Annotated in this window: 15 protein-coding genes; 6 read left to right on the forward strand and 9 right to left on the reverse strand. The window is 39.4% G+C overall.

Annotation, left to right across the window (positions count from 1 at the left end):
• Positions 1–2 precede the first annotated feature (2 nt).
• Positions 3–1,748 (forward strand): GTPase, encoded by a 1,746-nt coding sequence (locus B1201_RS00205; protein ID WP_078192380.1) that lies wholly within the window; start codon positions 3–5, stop codon positions 1,746–1,748.
• On the forward strand, positions 1,730–3,859 hold the full coding sequence (locus tag B1201_RS00210; RefSeq protein ID WP_078191831.1) for an EAL domain-containing protein: 2,130 nt from the start codon (positions 1,730–1,732) through the stop codon (positions 3,857–3,859). Before B1201_RS00205 ends, B1201_RS00210 begins: the two co-directional genes overlap by 19 nt.
• An 84-nt stretch (positions 3,860–3,943) precedes the next feature.
• On the opposite strand, the gene rpmE is transcribed toward B1201_RS00210, so the two are convergent.
• The 5 genes from rpmE to B1201_RS00235 form a co-directional block, all read right to left on the reverse strand.
• The gene (gene rpmE, locus B1201_RS00215) at positions 3,944–4,168 is read right to left on the reverse strand and encodes a 50S ribosomal protein L31 (protein ID WP_078190165.1); all 225 of its coding nucleotides are present in this window, start codon (positions 4,166–4,168) and stop codon (positions 3,944–3,946) included.
• A gap of 217 nt (positions 4,169–4,385) precedes the next feature.
• The gene (locus tag B1201_RS00220; RefSeq protein WP_078191832.1) at positions 4,386–4,856 is read right to left on the reverse strand and encodes a hypothetical protein; all 471 of its coding nucleotides are present in this window, start codon (positions 4,854–4,856) and stop codon (positions 4,386–4,388) included.
• 53 nt (positions 4,857–4,909) lie between these two features.
• Positions 4,910–5,884 carry a bile acid:sodium symporter family protein gene (locus tag B1201_RS00225; protein WP_078190167.1) on the reverse strand — a complete coding sequence of 325 codons (975 nt, stop codon included), beginning with the start codon at positions 5,882–5,884 and terminating at the stop codon, positions 4,910–4,912.
• Between the two features lie 224 nt (positions 5,885–6,108).
• Positions 6,109–6,510 (reverse strand): lactoylglutathione lyase, encoded by a 402-nt coding sequence (gloA, locus tag B1201_RS00230; protein WP_078191833.1) that lies wholly within the window; start codon positions 6,508–6,510, stop codon positions 6,109–6,111.
• A 197-nt stretch (positions 6,511–6,707) separates the two neighbouring features.
• Positions 6,708–8,852, reverse strand: a complete 2,145-nt coding sequence (locus tag B1201_RS00235) for an AmpG family muropeptide MFS transporter (protein ID WP_078191834.1) — start codon at positions 8,850–8,852, stop codon at positions 6,708–6,710.
• 184 nt (positions 8,853–9,036) lie between these two features.
• Between B1201_RS00235 and B1201_RS00240 the strand changes: the two genes are divergently transcribed.
• On the forward strand, positions 9,037–11,706 hold the full coding sequence (locus B1201_RS00240) for a Lon protease family protein (protein ID WP_078192381.1): 2,670 nt from the start codon (positions 9,037–9,039) through the stop codon (positions 11,704–11,706).
• Between the two features lie 182 nt (positions 11,707–11,888).
• On the opposite strand, the gene grxD is transcribed toward B1201_RS00240, so the two are convergent.
• Positions 11,889–12,230 carry a Grx4 family monothiol glutaredoxin gene (grxD, locus tag B1201_RS00245; RefSeq protein ID WP_067762767.1) on the reverse strand — a complete coding sequence of 114 codons (342 nt, stop codon included), beginning with the start codon at positions 12,228–12,230 and terminating at the stop codon, positions 11,889–11,891.
• A 198-nt stretch (positions 12,231–12,428) separates the two neighbouring features.
• Here grxD and B1201_RS00250 point away from each other — a divergent pair, with 198 nt between their 5' ends.
• Positions 12,429–13,640, forward strand: a complete 1,212-nt coding sequence (locus B1201_RS00250) for an aspartate aminotransferase family protein (RefSeq protein WP_078191835.1) — start codon at positions 12,429–12,431, stop codon at positions 13,638–13,640.
• Positions 13,641–13,706: 66 nt separating this feature from the next.
• Here the strand turns inward: B1201_RS00250 and B1201_RS00255 are convergent, their stop codons facing one another.
• From B1201_RS00255 to surE, 3 genes are all read right to left on the reverse strand, one after another.
• Entirely contained in the window at positions 13,707–14,636 is a 930-nt protein-coding gene (locus B1201_RS00255) for a LysR family transcriptional regulator (protein WP_078190171.1), read from the reverse strand.
• Between the two features lie 92 nt (positions 14,637–14,728).
• Positions 14,729–15,559 carry a peptidoglycan DD-metalloendopeptidase family protein gene (locus B1201_RS00260; protein ID WP_078191836.1) on the reverse strand — a complete coding sequence of 277 codons (831 nt, stop codon included), beginning with the start codon at positions 15,557–15,559 and terminating at the stop codon, positions 14,729–14,731.
• 114 nt (positions 15,560–15,673) lie between these two features.
• Positions 15,674–16,447: a 5'/3'-nucleotidase SurE gene (gene surE, locus B1201_RS00265; RefSeq protein WP_078191837.1), complete on the reverse strand. Its 774-nt coding sequence runs from the start codon at positions 16,445–16,447 to the stop codon at positions 15,674–15,676.
• A 115-nt stretch (positions 16,448–16,562) separates the two neighbouring features.
• On the opposite strand from surE, the gene B1201_RS00270 reads away from it, so the two are divergent.
• Together B1201_RS00270 and B1201_RS00275 are read left to right on the forward strand one after the other, a co-directional pair.
• Positions 16,563–16,937, forward strand: a complete 375-nt coding sequence (locus B1201_RS00270; protein ID WP_078190174.1) for an MCR_0457 family protein — start codon at positions 16,563–16,565, stop codon at positions 16,935–16,937.
• Between the two features lie 228 nt (positions 16,938–17,165).
• Positions 17,166–17,552, forward strand: coding sequence for an MCR_0457 family protein (locus B1201_RS00275; RefSeq protein ID WP_078190175.1), 387 nt, complete (start codon positions 17,166–17,168; stop codon positions 17,550–17,552).
• Positions 17,553–17,626 lie beyond the last annotated feature (74 nt).

The raw sequence follows: 17,626 nt of genomic DNA on the forward strand, positions 1-17,626 counted from the left end.
AGATGACCACGCATACTTCAGATACGTTTCAACATCCGACTGAATTAAAGCTGGATAAACTGAGCTTTTGTCCTACCAATGCCAAAGGACTACAAGAGTGGTTAAATGGCATTTCAATTTTACAATTAGGTACTTCATCTAAAGCACTGTTTAATGCGTTGCTAGAAATTTCTGAGCTCAAGTGCCAAGAAATGCTACGTTTTGATTTGGTTCAGATTGTTCATCCAACTTTGGAAAGTGTGCTTACCAGTTTAGAAAAGCACTTTACCAATCAGAGCCTCATTACCACGGATCGTAATGACCAAATCATTGAATTGGCCATGTTATTACGTAGCCACTTTGCCAAAATCTATATTGATATTGCCAAACGATGTAATCAGCAGCTTAATCAACAAAAGTTTTCGATTTTTTCATTCGGCCATAAAAAAAGCTTACAAACCGCTCGAATTGCGTCGATTTACTATGCACTGCAACAACTGACACTATTGTTGTATCAACAACATATGTTGTATGCCACCCCGACTGCAGGTCAATGGATTGCGGCACATCAACTGATTGAATGTGCCATTGAACACAATTTCTATCAAAGTAATGTCAATCAGTTACTGGGTACTCAACATCAAATTGCAAATATTGCTCAAGCTTATGCACAATTAATCTTATTAGATATTTTCAATAATCATCAGATTCGCCCTGCTGAAATCCAAGGTTTGTATTTATGTAGCTTTGACTGGGCAAAATTGGTTCAAATCCTACCGAAAGAAACCACGCTTTCACGCTATGTTGTAGACACGAAAAAAGATCACCCACCGATTTATAACTCAAAACAAGATCGGTCTTATCAAGCCAATGTATACATTTCAACGCAAAACTTGCTCGATCATTTGACCGAAACGCAAACTAGAAATGCCAATTATTTATCTAAAAATGAAAAGTTATTTTTAACTCCAGCGCTATATTTCCATATTCATAATATTTTGACCAACAACACTGAACGTCGTCATGAACGTTATGAATATTCTGCGCAAATTAATATTTGCTTTAGCTTAATGGTGGCGCATTTCTATCTCTCTAAAGGTAAAAACTTCCACGAAACTTTAGATTTGGAAGGCAATTATCAATTCCACAATGAAGCCTCTTTTGTCAATTCGCATGATTCAAATATGCCAACAGGCATGACTAATGCGAAAGCGCTAGATCGTGAAGCAAAACAGATTCATACCGCTGACGTATTAGATATTAGTGTGAATGGTTATCGCATTAAATGGACTGGCCCTACCCCTGCTAATTTAAAAACCGGCGAATTTATTTTGATCCAAGAAAATGCTCAAAGCCAATGGCGTGGCGGTGTTGTTCGTTGGATCAAACAATCGGCTGAAAAAAGTTTGGAATTGGGTCTCGAAGTACTGGCTCAAGATTTGTATCCATGTTCAGCCCATATTCGTACCGACCGCAATACAACAAATCATCAACCTGCTTTATTGGTACAGACCACACAACTTGATCAAGTGTCTACGACCTTAATTTTACCTGGGGCAAATCTCTTCCGAGAGAAACAAACGATCCACCTTCGCTTAGGCAAAGAAGACATCAAAGTCTATCTCACCAAAGCGCAGTTGGTGACGCAAAGCTTTATTCGCTTTGAATATGAATTATTGAATGAAGAGCAAGAAAATGTCGTTAAAGACTATATTGCGAAACAGAGCAATGAGATCAAAAATAACGACTTATGGGAAGCATTAAAGTGAGAAATCCATTACTATCCAAAAAACTAAAACGTACGGAAACTCGATTACTCATTATTGATGATAATCAAATACGTTTTAACCAGATACGTGATTTATTGACAGACAGCGAACATCAAGTTCATGCCATATTACTTGATGATTTACAAAATTTCGAAAAACAGCTGAATCTCAATTGGGACTTGATCATTTTTGGACGTGCTTATGATTTAAAATATGAACAAGCTTTAAGTTTAGTTCAACTATCGAGCCAACCAAATTTACCGATTATTTTACTTAAACCCGAAGACTATCAAGCAGAACAATATGCAAGTTTAGTCAAAAAAGGGATTTATGACATTGTCGATATTGCTGAACCTGAGAGTTTCTATTTTGGTTTAATCCGTGCTTTATCCTTTAGTCGCCTACAACAATCGCAGCAACATTTAATGGAAGAGCTCGAAACAGCTCAAATCCAAACCCAGTCTTTAGTTGAAGATAGTCGTAAAGCGGTTGCCGTGATTCAAGAAGGCATTCACATTCAAGCCAATGCTGAATATCTCACTTTGTTTGGTCTAAAAAATGAAGATGATGTAATTGGTCTGCCTTTACTCGATCTATTACAACCTACTGACCTCAACGATTTTAAACAACGCTTTAAAAAAATTAGCCAAGGGCAGCTCGATTTAGGACGTTTTGATCTCGTTTCACAAAATATCGCAGTGGCTGGGCAAAACCCACTAAAACTCGAATTTATTGCCGCGGCTGAAGAAGATGCTTTACAGCTCGCAATTGAAATTGGCAGTCAAAGCAGCAATGCTGTAAGCAACGCTCCAGTTGAAGCTAGCCCACAAAAACCAAAAGCATTTCAACAACTCAACCGCACCATTGGCCAGCAACCTGCTAATGTAAATGCATTGGTTCTATTTACATTGGCTTCTTGTTCTGATGCGATTTTTCAAAAAGATTGGAATACCTATAAGAGCTATTTCACCAATATTAAAGACTTCTTGAAAGATCAGACTCATGCTCCATTATTTAGTTTAGATAATGGTGCAATCGTTGCCTTATTCCAAGCGGATAATCAGCTCAAACTTGAGTCTAAATTGATTGGTCTTAATACCCTGAGCAAACCTCAATTACTCAGTGTAAACAATGAAACTTATCCATTAAATTTACGCATAGGATACAGTGTTTTAGACAGCGATATTCGTGATGAAGCACATTTTGATACCTTTATTGCGAAAGCCTTTAATACTGCGCTACCAACCAACCAACAAGCACCTGAAATCGATTTAACTATTCCATTAGAAATTGACATACCAAGTTTGGATTTTGGTACACCAGAAGCACAAATTGCGCCGATTGTCGTTAGTGATGAAGCTCCTGTTATCAAGGCCCTTCGCAACTGCTTAGAACGCGGTGAAATTCATCTTAAATATCAGCAACTGTATGATAAAGAAGATTCACATCTTTATACTTATGAAGTAACCAGCGGCTTTATTTTTGAAAATAAATGGAAAGATATCGCCCAACTACGTGAATTGGCTGAAGACTCAGAGCTATCCATTAAATTGGATCGTTGGATCTTGGTTGAATCGTGTAAACAACTACACAACTTCATCACTCAGTTCCCTGAAGCGAAATTAATCGTTAACCTGAACAAAGAAGTGCTATATAACGACCGCACCTTCCCTGAGTTTATTTCGAAACTGATTACGATTATTCGTAGTAAATTGAAAAATCCGTTAATTTTACAATTTGCAGAAGAAGACATTCAGCTCAATATCGATGCCGCTCAAAAAGCATTTGTTGAACTTCGTAAAAATGGTGCCGAACTGGCTTTACGTAATTTTGGTCATTCGATGTTTAGTGAATCATTATTACGTCAAATGGATGTTCACTGCTTAACATTAGATTCAAGCTTGACCCAAATGCTTGCAAACGACAAGTCATGCCAAGAGCTGCAAGAAAAAATTACCACTTATCATGAAATCAAAACTGTTGAAATCATGCTACGTGAATTAAATGACATGACACTGTTTGCCAATGCTTGGAATGTAGAAGCTCGTTTTATTCAAGGTGATTATTTCCAAAAGAAACTCGATCATCTCATCGATGTTCAGGACCAATAAGGTTCTGAACATTGCCGATTTAAGGTTTATCTTTTTATCGGCACAAAAAAAACGGGCATAAAGCCCGTTTTTTCGTTTTGGATATTAACGTTTGATAGAACGTGACATACCAGCAAAACGTTGTTTGAATTTGTCGATACGACCGCCAGTGTCAACGCTTTTCTGTTTACCAGTGTAGAATGGGTGACAAGCAGAACATACGTCTAGGTAAATAGTTTCTTTACCAAGAGCTGAACGAGTTTCAATTACGTTACCACATGAACATGTAGCAACTAAAGTTTCATATTTTGGGTGAATATCGGCGCGCATCGTCGATTACTCCTAAGATTTAAGAAGGTTTAGCTGTCATCGCAATTGATCACTCTTGCATCACTACAAGGAAGGCTTAAAAAAGCAGACCAACACCATAACAGACCATTCTTTTGGCCCACCGAGACGGATACCGTCAGAGCTAAGCACAACAAGTTGGGGCAAATTATAGCTGATTTTTCATTGTTAATAAATAGATATTCAAGGCTGAATCGCTCTACTCTTTAGGTTGAGCTTGTTCTAAGTATTTTTGATATTGTAATTCGACTGTACGCTGAAATTGGGCTTGATCAAAATGGTTTAATTTTTCAATAAATGCAGGACAAAACGTCGCTGCATTTACTGGCTGTAATGATTTGCTCATGCCTTCTAAAATGCCTTGAAGCTGCTGTTTAAATTGTGCATCGACGGGCTGATCAACATCTTTTGCTTTTAATGGCTCTACACCATTAAAACGGACAGCCTGAACCGCAGCAATTAATTTTAGCTTGGCAGCTTGATAAGCCTGATCTAATTCCGTATTCATCTGTGGTTGTCGATCACGACAAAAATCCAACATGGGCTGCAGGCTGATGAGCGGCATTTTTTCAATGACATCACGGTTACTATTTACGGATAAATCCTCTTGGGCATGAACGACTGTGTTCATACCGAAGAATAAAATAAAGACACCTTGTTTAATTTTCATGATTTTTTTTTCATCTATATAAGGTATTTTAAAAGGACCTATTCATCTCGCCCTTATTCTTGCCCACGGCTTTGTTTTGCCCAAAGGTTGGCAATCACACCACAGACCATCAACTGAATTTGGTGAAAGATCATAATTGGTAAAACTATCATCCCCATCGGCTGCCCAATAAATAAAATTTGTGCCATGGGCACGCCACTTGCCAAGGTTTTTTTAGAGCCACAAAAGAAAATCGTCTTTTGATCAGCTCGGCTAAAGCCCAACCAACGCGGTACGTATAGCGCCAATAACATAATGATTGTTAACAAGACAGAACACGCCACAATCAATAGGAATAAAGTCATACCACTCACTTGATGCCATAACCCTGCCACCACTGCACTACTGAATGCACCATAGACCACCATCAAAATTGAGCCCTGATCAAATACCTTCACGATTTTTGGCATTTTCTTCATATAAGGAAACACCCAAGGACGGAGGAGCTGCCCTAAAATGAAGGGAATGAGTAATAACAGCGTAATTTGAATAATAGATGCTGTCGGATCGTAGTTATGTTGTGACTGGCCGAGAATAAAATAGGCCACCATCACTGGGGTAATAAACATACCAATAATATTTGAAAATGATGCACTACAGACTGCACCAGCAACATTACCCTGTGCTACCGAAGTAAATGCAATGGAAGACTGTACTGTCGAAGGTAAAAAGCACATAAACAAAAAGCCCCAATACAACTCTTGCCCTAACATCGGCACAAGGATTGGTTTCGCCATCAAACCCAGTAATGGAAATAATGCAAAGGTAAAAGCAAAAACTAAAGCATGCAACTTCCAGTGCATTATGCCTTCAACAACAGCCTCACGAGATAACTTTGCACCATGGAGAAAAAATAAAATGGCAATTGCAGCCGTGGTTATATAGCCAAAGATTTCTGCAGCTTGTCCACTGACAGGCAAAAAAGTCGCAAGTATGACCATTACAAAAAGTAGAATGGTAAAACGATCCAAAGCCAACATTTTCAGCATAACAACATCCTGTACAAATTTCCCTTTAAAGCTCATCGGCAAAAAAAATGCCCAATAAGCTAAATTTACCATTGAGTAAATTTCATCTTACTGGGCCATATAAATAAAGCCAGCTTTTCTCCGATATATTCATTATTTTAAACGTTGATAGTGAGCTCAACGCAAAAAAATTTATAAATAAGAATATTCAGAATTACAGATGACTTTATATTAATGATTGCACATTAATTATTTCGTGCATTTGAGTCTTGTTGGATCAACTCAATTTTATAGCCATCGGGATCTTCAACAAAGGCAATGACGGTCACACCACCTTTCATTGGTCCTGCTTCACGTACCACGTTTCCGCCACGTGCTTTAATTTCTTCACAAGCCTTGTAGGCATCATCTACTGCAATAGCAATATGGCCATAAGCGTTACCCAATTCATAACTCTCCGTATCCCAGTTATGCGTTAACTCAAGTACAGTATGATTTTCTTCATCACCATAGCCCACAAATGCCAAAGTAAAACGACCTTCTTCATAATCACGCTTACGAAGCAAAGTCATACCGAGTACTTCAGTATAGAACGCCAATGAACGCTCTAAATTGCCTACACGTAACATGGTATGCAGCATGCGCATAATCGAGTTTCCTAAATCTATCATTATGTCTGAATACTATAGGGATTTAACATGCAAAGTTCAATTTAACTCTAGAGCACATATACCCACTCATTTCAAATATCCACGCCCTAAATCATAGATTTGCTTAGGCTATTTACACGCTTAGAATAAAAAAGCCCATTCAAACTGAATAGGCTTTTTTAATTCAAATTGAATTATAAACTAGATTTCTGTTCATGCTTTTTCAATAGTTTAGCGACCCAAACTACTAAAATTAAAATCGGAATACCAATTAAAGTCGTCATCAAGAAAAATTTCGGATAACCGATATTGGTCACAATCGTACCAGAATAACCGCCTAAAATTTTAGGGGTTAAGGTCATTAATGAACTGAAGATAGCATATTGAACAGCTGTGAAAGAAACACTGGTTAAACTCGATAAAAATGCGATAAACGCCGCGCCTGCAAGTCCTGACGCCAAATTATCAACAATAATCGCGAAATATAACCACAGCGAACTATAAGGCTTAATGACCTTTCCTTTGATGTCCACATTCTGTTCAGCACTTGCTAAGTTAATCGTTTGAATATCAACACCAAGTACACCTGACATATTGGCTGATGTATTCACTTGATATGTTAAATCGACACTCTTTTTCACTACATCATTTTCTAGTAGTTGAGCCGTTAATGTTTTTTGCTTTGCTGTTTCGAGCGCTTGACCTGGAATTGCAGCACTAAAAACACCAGTTTTATCAAGCTTCGCGTCGAATGGTTTAGCATCCAAAATAATTTGAATTTTTTGATTTTCTTTTAACTCGCCTGCCAAGTATTGTCCACGGACCACGATACTATTTGCAGTCTCTTGAGCTGAAATCGTGTTATCTGAAGTCACTGGCAGCAACATCATTGCTGAGTTTGAAAAAGCATTATTCAGATACGGCAAACTCACCTGTACTGGATGTTGATTCTTCGACTGATAATCCGCAGTGACTTTAATATTTTGATCTCCAGCCAAGACTGCTTTTGGAATTTGAACTGCCCAAGCTCCCGTGTCATCCGGCGTCGCTGTATATTGCTGCCCTGCTACATTTACAGTGACATCGCTCAATGGCTGACCTGATTTGACTAGGCCGATAAAAATCAAGTTTGTTGAACTTGCTAATATCGCACCGACAAACATTAATTTCATAATGTTCATGCGCTGCGCTAGCAAACCACCAAGGAAGCCACCAACCAAGCTGAAAATCACACCATAGACTTTTACAGCTTCAGCAATCTGCTCTTTGGTGAAGTTTAAATCTTGATAAAACACATTAGAAATGACGCCGGCGATAATATCGGAAATACGGTAAAAACCAATAAGTAACAACAACACTAAAGCCAGTTTTAGACCATAACGCTTAAAGAAATCTGCAACTGGATTAACCCAAGTTTCAAATGCCATCTGCTTATTTACAGCACCTGATTTCACTAAAACTGAACCGATACCAAAAGCAACCACCGCTGAACCAATAAAGCGCACAGCCTCTAAACAGAACAATGCAAATGAGTCTGAAATTTGCCACTGCTCTTTCAAACTTTCAACCGCAACGCCGGAATAGATATAACTCAAAACAAAAGCAACCACCGCAGCAAAGAATACAGCGACTAAACGATAATAGTCGGTTCGTTTATAATGCTTTTGTACACGGTCAACCTGCGGCTCACGTATCGATAAAGTTGTGATAATACCGATAACCATTACAGCAGCCATTGCAAGATAAGTATATTTCCAAGCTTCATAAATATAGTTACCTTTGGCCGTGCCTAAATATGCCGCCAAAAATAACGCCCCTGCACCTGCCACGATCATGCCGATACGATAACCTGCATTATAGGTCGAAGCTAAAACGGTCTGCATTTCAGTTTCTGCCAACTCAATACGATACGCATCGATCACAATATCTTGCGTTGCGGCAGAAAAACCTAGCAATACAGCGCCAGCGGCCATTTGGTAAATATAGCTTTGTCCTAAAGCAGGATCTGAAAATGCCATGATACAAATTGCACAGATAATGAGAACCTGAGCGATCAATAACCATGCTCGGCGACGTCCAAGTTGTTTAGTTAAAAATGGCACAGGTAACTCATCAATTAATGGCGCCCAAACAAACTTAAACGAATAACCAAGCGCTGCCCAACTAAAAAAAGTCACTGCACTTTTATCAATTCCTGCTTCACCTAACCAAAGCGATAAACTGGAAAAGATCAGTAAAATTGGAATACCGGCCGAAAAGCCAAGAAAAAGCATAATCAGCGCACGTCGGTCTAAAAATGCAGTAAAAGCAGATTTCCATCCTGAAGCTTGTGTTGTCATGACTCAGTTATTTTTGTCAAAATCGAATGATGCTATTCAAGCGCTTAATGACATCGGTTTCAACAACATTTATGAAATCATTGTTTTATTTTATCGATATTTCGCATGCTGTTGCTTGATCTTTGGCATTAAACCTGTATACCTTAATTACATATCTCTATTCTTTAGTTTTTTGGATTCAACAGTGACCCAGCGACTTGAACAAATTCACTCTTCTTTATCAACTACCATTAATGAAGCCAACACAAAAAACTTAGCAGAAACAGTAACGACACTAAAGAGCGCTTTTGATCAACCCGAAATACAGAATACTTTAACTAAAACCCAGTTGCAGCCACTTCAGCTGACGCATACACCTGAGCTAAAAAAAATACCAACGTCTACCAAGCGGATCAAACCACTTAATGACTTTTTAGGACAAGATCGTGCCCGAGCTTCGGTCGAGGCTGGCATTGCATTACCCTATTCAGGCTATAACATTTTTGCTGTAGGTACCGCAGGCTTAGGTAAGCGCACCATGATTAAGCGCTTATTACAACAACACGCTAAAAATATGCCAACGCCTTCAGACTGGGTCTATGTCAATAATTTTAAGTTTCCGCGTGAACCGATTGCGCTAAAACTTCCTTCTGGTCAAGCGACAAAATTCCAAGCGTTATTACATCAAAGTTGGCAAACTATATTAAAACAGCTTGAACGTCGCTTCACCGCAGAAACCTATCACAATCGCATTGAAATGATTCGCCAACATGCTGGTGATGAACAACATCTTGCTTTAGTTGAATTAACCCGAGAAGGTGAAGAGCTCGATCTTAAACTGATTTCTCAGGATGATGATCATTGTTTCGTTCCCGTGCATTTGGTCGATAACAAATACCAAGAAATGTCCAAAGAAGACATCAATGCACTAAGCAGTAAACAACGAGCTGAAATTGCGTCAAACGTCCGTTATATGGATAAAAAACTTGAACGCCTTGGTCTACATCTTGGTGATCTTGAAGATGACGCACGCGATAAAGTTCAGGTTTTAAACCGTGAAATTGCTAAACAAGTCGTCATGCCGCGTATTGATGTAATTCAAAATAAATTCAGCATGGTTGAAGGCTTGGAAGATTATCTGAAGCAATATGCAGATGACATCATTCAAAATGTTGAGTTTGTGCTTGAGCAAGAAGAAGATGACTTTACACCTGGCCTATTTAACCGCGTGCCATCTCGCTACCAAGCTAACATTATCGCCACACACAAACCAAATGCTGGTGCGCCAGTTATTTTTGAAGATTTCCCAACCCATTACAATTTGCTAGGTCATGTCGAACAACTGACCCAAAATGGCACCATCACCACAGACTTTACGTTAATCCGTCCTGGTGCATTGCATAAGGCCAATGGTGGATTCCTCATCTTGGAAGCAGAACAACTTTTAGAGCAGCCTTATGCATGGCAAGGTCTAAAACGTGCATTAAAGTCAGGACATTTAAAGCTGTCTTCACTTGAACATATACTTACATTGACAGGCAGTATTTCGATTGAGCCTGAAGCTATTGATTTAAATATCAAAGTGATCCTGCTTGCTGAACCTGATATTTATTACGATATTTTAGAACTCGAACCTGAGCTGGGCAGTGTCTTTAAAATTCGTGCCGATTTTACCGATACATTACAACGTAATGACATTAATGAGCAGGCATATATGCAGCTGATTGCTGACTATGTGCAAACAGATAAACTTCTGCCGTTTGACCGTACGGCTCTCGCAGCACTGTTAACTGATTCAAGTCGTCAAGCTGAAGATCAAAGCTCTTTGTCATTACATGCCCTCACCTTAGGTGATTTGATTCGTGAAGCACATCATCATGCAGCACTTGCTGGCGATAAAATGGTGACAGAAACACATATCAACACCGCTCTTGATCATCGTAAATACCGTCTAGGCTACTTACGTGAATTATATTGGCAAGATCTTACTCGCGGTACACAGTTAATCGAAACCAAAGGTCATCGATTCGGGCAGATTAACGCCCTCTCTGTGATTCAATATGCTGATGTTGAATTTGGTTTACCGTCACGTTTAACGGCTTCGGTTTATCAAGGCGGTGGCGATATTTTAGATATCGAGCGTAGTGTAGAACTCGGTGGTTCTTTACATGCCAAAGGCGTCCTGCTGATGTCGAGTTTCTTAAAGGCACACTTTGGTCGTGAACAAATTTTACATTTTTCTGCTGCCCTTGCCTTTGAGCAAAGCTATGGCCAAGTAGATGGCGACAGCGCAACTGTTGCAGAGCTTTCAGCACTGATTTCCGCTATTAGCCAATTACCGATCGATCAATCATGGGCAATCACTGGCTCAATGAACCAATTGGGTCAAGTTCAACCGATTGGTGGTGTAAATGCCAAGATTGAAGGCTTCTATGATGCATGTAAATTACAAGGGCTAACAGGCAAGCAAGGTGTGATTATTCCACGCCAAAATATGCAGCACTTAATGTTACGTAAAGATGTGATTGAAGCTGTGCAACAAGGTCAATTCCATATTCATGCCATTGATACCATTGACCAAGCTTTAGAAATTTTGATGGCGCGCCCAGTAGGTACTCTTGATAAAAAAGGTCGTTATAGCAAAGGCTCAATCTATGCTGCTGTCATGGAGCAACTTGAATACTGGCAAGCGATTGAAGATGGTGCTGAATTTGAGGAAGAAGAGCCAAAGAAAAAGAAAAAAAAGAAGAAGTCAAAAAAGGACAAAGATAAAAAGGCAAAGAAGTCTGAAGCTCAAGACAGTACTGCTAAAAATGGGACTGCTGAAAACGAGCAACGTGTTGAAGAAAGTCCGACTGAAGACAATCCGTCATAAATCTTCGATGAGTTTATTCATTTGTTGATTTTTCCACCATTCATTGCACTTTAAATGCCTTTGAAATGGTGGAAAAACGCATAACCCCAGACTTTTTAGATAATTAAGTCATAAAAAAAGCGCCTTAAAGGCGCTATTTTTTATCTGTATCCAATGATCAAAATCATCAAATACACATCCAATTAAGCTTCAGGAGCTGGGCTATATTGTTCAACTAAAGGTTGTAATTCACCTTTTTGGAACATATCAAGCATAATGTCGCTACCACCGATCAACTCACCATTGATCCATAATTGTGGGAAAGTCGGCCAGTTTGCAATTTGTGGAAGAGTTGCGCGAATATCTTGATTTTCAAGAATATTTACATAAGCAAACGGACGACCAATTTGACTGAGCGCTTCTACTGCACGCGCAGAGAAACCACACTGTGGAAACTGTGGAGTGCCTTTCATGTAAAGTAGAACTGCGTGTTTAGCAATTTGGTCACGAATTAACGCTTCTGTATCGCGTGCTTGTTCAGTCATTGATATATCCTCAATAAATCTGCTTCGCATTATACCCAAAACTGAGTAAAACAATATGACTAAAGCAATATTTCACGTTTTATTTACATTTCAGCTTTTCAAGTGAGTCATATTTTGCTTATATAGATCTCTTGATGCTCATATATATATGGCGTCTCCTCTATATTATTTCAATCACCTGACAAATTAGAGTTAGTCATGAATAACATTACCCTTGCCCCAGTACAAACTGATCAACCATCGCACTTGATGCCAGTATTTGGCCGCCAACCGATCAGCTTTGTCCGAGGTCAAGGTGCTCACCTGTATACCGCAGATGGCACAGAATACTTAGACGCACTGACAGGGATCGCTGTTTGTGGTTTAGGTCACTCACATCCTGCAATTACAGCTGCAATTGCTGAACAGGCAGCGACCCTCATTCATACCAGTAACTTATTTGAAGTGCCTTGGCAAACGGCTGCTGCGCAAAAATTAGCTGAAGTTGCGGGTATGGAAGAAGTTTTCTTCTCAAATAGTGGTGCAGAATCAAATGAAGGTGCAATCAAAATTGCACGTAAATTTGGTCATATGCAAGGTGTTGCAAGCCCTAAAATTATTGTTGCTGATCATTCATTCCATGGTCGTACCATGGCGACATTATCTGCAACAGGTAACAAAAAAGTTCAAGAAGGCTTTGGCCCATTGGTTGAAGGTTTTATTCGTGTACCTTTTGGTGATATCGAAGCAATTGAAGAAGCTGCAATTCACCACCCTGACATCGTAGCGATTTTGGTTGAGCCGATCCAAGGTGAAGGTGGTGTAAATACTGCACCTCAAGGTTTTAGCTATTTAGAAGATATTCGTCGTATCTGTAACCAACACAACTGGTTAATGATGCTTGATGAAGTGCAAACAGGTAACGGCCGTACTGGTAAATACTTTGCGTATCAACACACCAATATTGTTCCTGATGTGCTAACTACAGCTAAAGGTCTAGGTAATGGTTTCCCTATTGGCGCAGTCATGACTCAAGGTCGTGGTGTTGGCGTTTTAACAGCGGGTAACCACGGTTCAACTTATAGCGGTACAGCATTAGGTTCACGTGTGGTTTATACCGTGATTGATACCATTCAAAAGGAAAACCTTGTTGAAAATGCTGCAAATATGGGTGCGTATCTTGTTGAGCAATTCACAGAGCAACTTGCAGAGCAAAACGTGACTGTTCGTGGTTTTGGTTTAATGGTCGGCATTGAATTACCAAAAGCATGTGGTGAACTTGTGAATATTGCACGTGATGAGCATCAGTTGATTATTAACGTAACAGCAGGCTCTGTGATTCGTTTATTACCTACGCTAAACATCAATAAAGAACAAGCGGATATCTTAATTGAACGCATTGTTAAAATGGTGAAAAACTTTCTAGCCTAATTTATGCCGAAAAAAAAAGCCGCTAATTGCGGCTTTTTTTTATAACTTTTTCAAGCTTTATTGTTTTTATGAGGCTTCTTGGTATACACGTCCGCCTGGTAATTGACTGAAATACAATTTTAATGCATCTAGGCAACGATGAATCTTGGTAGGCTGTTGATCACGTTTAGACATCACAGCATATAGAGTGAATGATGGTAAGCGCCATTCTGGTAAAACTTCAACAAGAGAACCGTTTAATAAGTCTTTTTGCGTATCTAGATATAATATTCTTGCAATGCCATGTCCTTGTTGGCACATTGCTTTTGCAGCAAATACATTATTTGTTGTAAATCGGGAGTGCACATCCAATGCAACCTGCTCTTTCGTCACTGCATTTTCAAATGCAAAATGCTGAAAGTTTTTAACCAAATTTATTTGAACCATATCATGATTTTGTAAATCTTCTGGTCGTGTAATTAAACTGGTTTGGTTGATATAGCTTGGTGCTGCAACGAGAACTTGTTCAACATGTGCCAATGGCACCACATGAAACTGTTGATCATCAATTTTTGAACTCATTCGTAGCGCAATATCAATGCGTCCATCAATTAAGTCGATATATTGATTATCTGCTTCTAGATGAACCGATAAACCACGATGTGCCGACATCCAATGTGACAATGCAGGAATCACATGATTCGCACAAAGTTCTGGTGTTGATGCAATACGTAATTCACCGACTAAGTCGTCACGAAGTTCATTGATACGAATTTTGCCGCGCTCTGCGGCAGATAGCATCTCTTGGCAACTATGAAAAAAAGCTTGTCCAGCTTCTGTCAAACTTAACTTACGTGTTGAACGATGTAAAAGAATGACTTCCATATCCTGCTCTAGTGAGCGGATTTGCTGACTCACGGCACTCGTGGTAATACCTAACTCACGAGCAGCACCGCTAAACGAATTTTTTTCCACAACGCAAGCAAAGACACCCATTGCTCGAAGTTGATCTAACATAAATTTCCCTCATAAACTTATGAGAAGCTTCATCTTTCGATAAAAGCAACTCATTGTATTATACGGGGATATTTTGCTTTTGCATTATATATTTAATTATTTGGTAAAACTGAAGTTGGATTGATTGGTTTACCATCTAAACGCACTTGGAACTCAAGCATCGTGCGGTTGGTACCCGATGAACCCATCTCACCAATTTGCTGCCCTGCTTTCACAGTATCGCCACTTTTGACATTCATTTTACTGTTATGTGCATATGCAGTGATATAGCCATTAATATGCTTCACCAAAATTAAATTGCCGTACTCTTTAAGACCATCGGCGGCATAGACCACTTGACCATCAGCTGCTGCAAAAATAGGATCACCTGTATTACCTGCGTAACGTGTTCCTTTCACATTCGATGCTAAGTTATAGCCTTGTAATACCGTAGGACGCGATACTGGACTCACCCAACGTAAACTTGAAGAACTGACCACTGGCGTTGGAACTGTAGTTCGCGTCACTGTCGATGGAGTGGTTGAAGCTTGAGTCACGGGCGCTGTTTGCGTTGGCATTGCAATCGTTTGGCGTTGAATTGGTGCCGCTTGAGTCATGGCTTGTGTAGACGTCGTACGACGAGAGCCACTATTTTTAAGGCGAATGGATTGTCCAACATAGATGCGATAAGGCTGGGCAATATCGTTCATTTCTGCGATGCTGACATAGCTCAAGCCATAGCGAGCTGCAATGCCACTTAAAGTATCTCCCGAACGAACTGTATAATAATCCGGAGCAGTCGCATAACGGGTCGCATTATTAATTTGTGGTTTTGACGCACAGCCAGTCATGACCAAAGTTGTAACCACAGCAGCAGATAAAACAAGGGTCTTAAATAATGCTGCAGGAGCGGTAATAACGCGATATTGTGACACCAGGGACATCATCTTCCTCACTAATAATTCAAATATAGTCATTATGAATGGGCTAAGATTAGCAAAAATCTACTCTAAAAAAGTTGCGGCATAACCATTTTCACAAAGTTATAACACTAATACTTAAATTTTAGATAACTCTGCGTGTAAGTTATTCAAAATCTCATAATTTGTAGCATCCATTTGTATAGGCGTTACACTGACATAACCATTTGCCACGGCAAAGAAATCTGACTCGATATCGGTTAAGCCTTTCTTAGGCTCTGCCACTGCCTCGCCTGCCAATCCAATCCAATAGACTTGACGACCACGCGGGTCTACATGACTGGTAATCGGTTTGGACTGTAAACGTCTTCCTTGATAGGTCACTTTGGTTCCTCGAAGTTCAGCAACATCTGGAATATTAATATTAAAAATATGTCGTGCAGGTAGCGCGGGTAAACCATTGGCAATAAAGTCATGCACCCATTGCGCGGCGACTGCATAATCTTCTGGGTTATTATAACTACGCACATTTGGCCCAGCCAAAGAGACGGCTAGCGCAGGTTGTTTCATTAAACGGCCTTCAAATGCCGCACCCACTGTCCCTGAATACAGCACATCATCACCCAGATTTGCGCCACTATTGATTCCACTCACCACCAGATCAAATTCAAAATCAAACAGACCATTCATTGATAAATACACACAGTCCGCAGGTGTACCATTTACTGCCCACATATTTGGTGCAATTTCGACAGGTCGTAATGGTCGATCTAAAGTTAAAGCACTTGAAAAACCGCTGCGTTCGCTTTCAGGCGCCACAATCACCACACGACCGAGAGGACGCAATGCATGTGCTAAAGCTTGGATACCGGGAGCAAAAACGCCATCATCATTGGCAATTAAAATATTCACAACTAAATTTCCATTACTAAAAATTAAAAATGACTCGCAAGAACATTTTATTGAAATATATGAATAATTATATATATTTACATTTCAACATCCAGCATAAATGTGTGTGTACAAAATGAATAAAACCGTAGCACTTCGTGGTTTATTGGGCTTTGCTCTAGCAGCTTGCATGACTCAAACTGTGGTCGCAGACAATGACTTCACTCAAGAAGAAGCCAATACCATCGTAAAAGAAGATATTGCATCTGCACAAGTCATGTTAGAAGTATGCCCTGCGATTATTGGTCAAAATGCAAAATTTGATGCCAACATTCAAGCACTCACTAAAACATATCTTGCTGATTATTCTGACAAATCAATGACTTTAGAAAAACTACAGTCTGACAGCGAATATAAATCAGTTCTTGAAGAAGCACGTCAAGCTGCTAAAGAAACTGATAAAGCTGAACAAAAATCAGTTTGTGATGACGTTTTAAGTTATGAAGGTTAATTGATCATTCAGCTTTGGACGCCCTCTCAATAGGTTAGTCCTTATTGCATCAAACCTGCCCAAAAAAGGATGACGCTTTATAGCCTCATCCTTTTTTCTTTCACAATGTATTGATTTCTAAACAGCTTCAATACAATTTTCTACTGATCTCTACCAGAAATACGATTAAGCTAAGCAAATAAATTTTAGCTATTTGATATCTTTTAGGTTATTTAACAGGTTATTTAAATGAAAAACTCCTTTGTAAAATCTCTTTGTGCCCTTAGCCTTTCTGCTTTTGCTTTCACCACCATGTCTGCACATGCCGCAGATGAAAAAATTGAAGTGACCCCTACACCTCAAGTGACTAGTCAAGAACTTGCAGCTATATATGTACTATCTGAAGTCTGTCCAAAACTTGTGAATGACAAAGATCAGCCGAAGTTTGAAGCGGGTTATGCAAAATTAGCCAAAGAATATATGCCGAATGAAAAGAACCCTGTAAATGCCTTACAACAGCTCAGCAAACAAAAAAGTTTTAAAGAAGCTTTAAAAGAAGCGCAGTCTGATGCGAAGAAAGCTGGCGATAAGAAAAATGGTGCGATTTGCAAAGAATTGACTGCTTACAGCAAATAATACCAATTGGTTACAATACTTTTAAAATAAGCGCTTGCACCCCATAGCAGTCCGCCTAGCTTTGTCCTAAAATG

It is taken from the genome of Acinetobacter sp. ANC 5600, from assembly GCF_002018395.1.
GTDB lineage: Bacteria > Pseudomonadota > Gammaproteobacteria > Pseudomonadales > Moraxellaceae > Acinetobacter > Acinetobacter amyesii.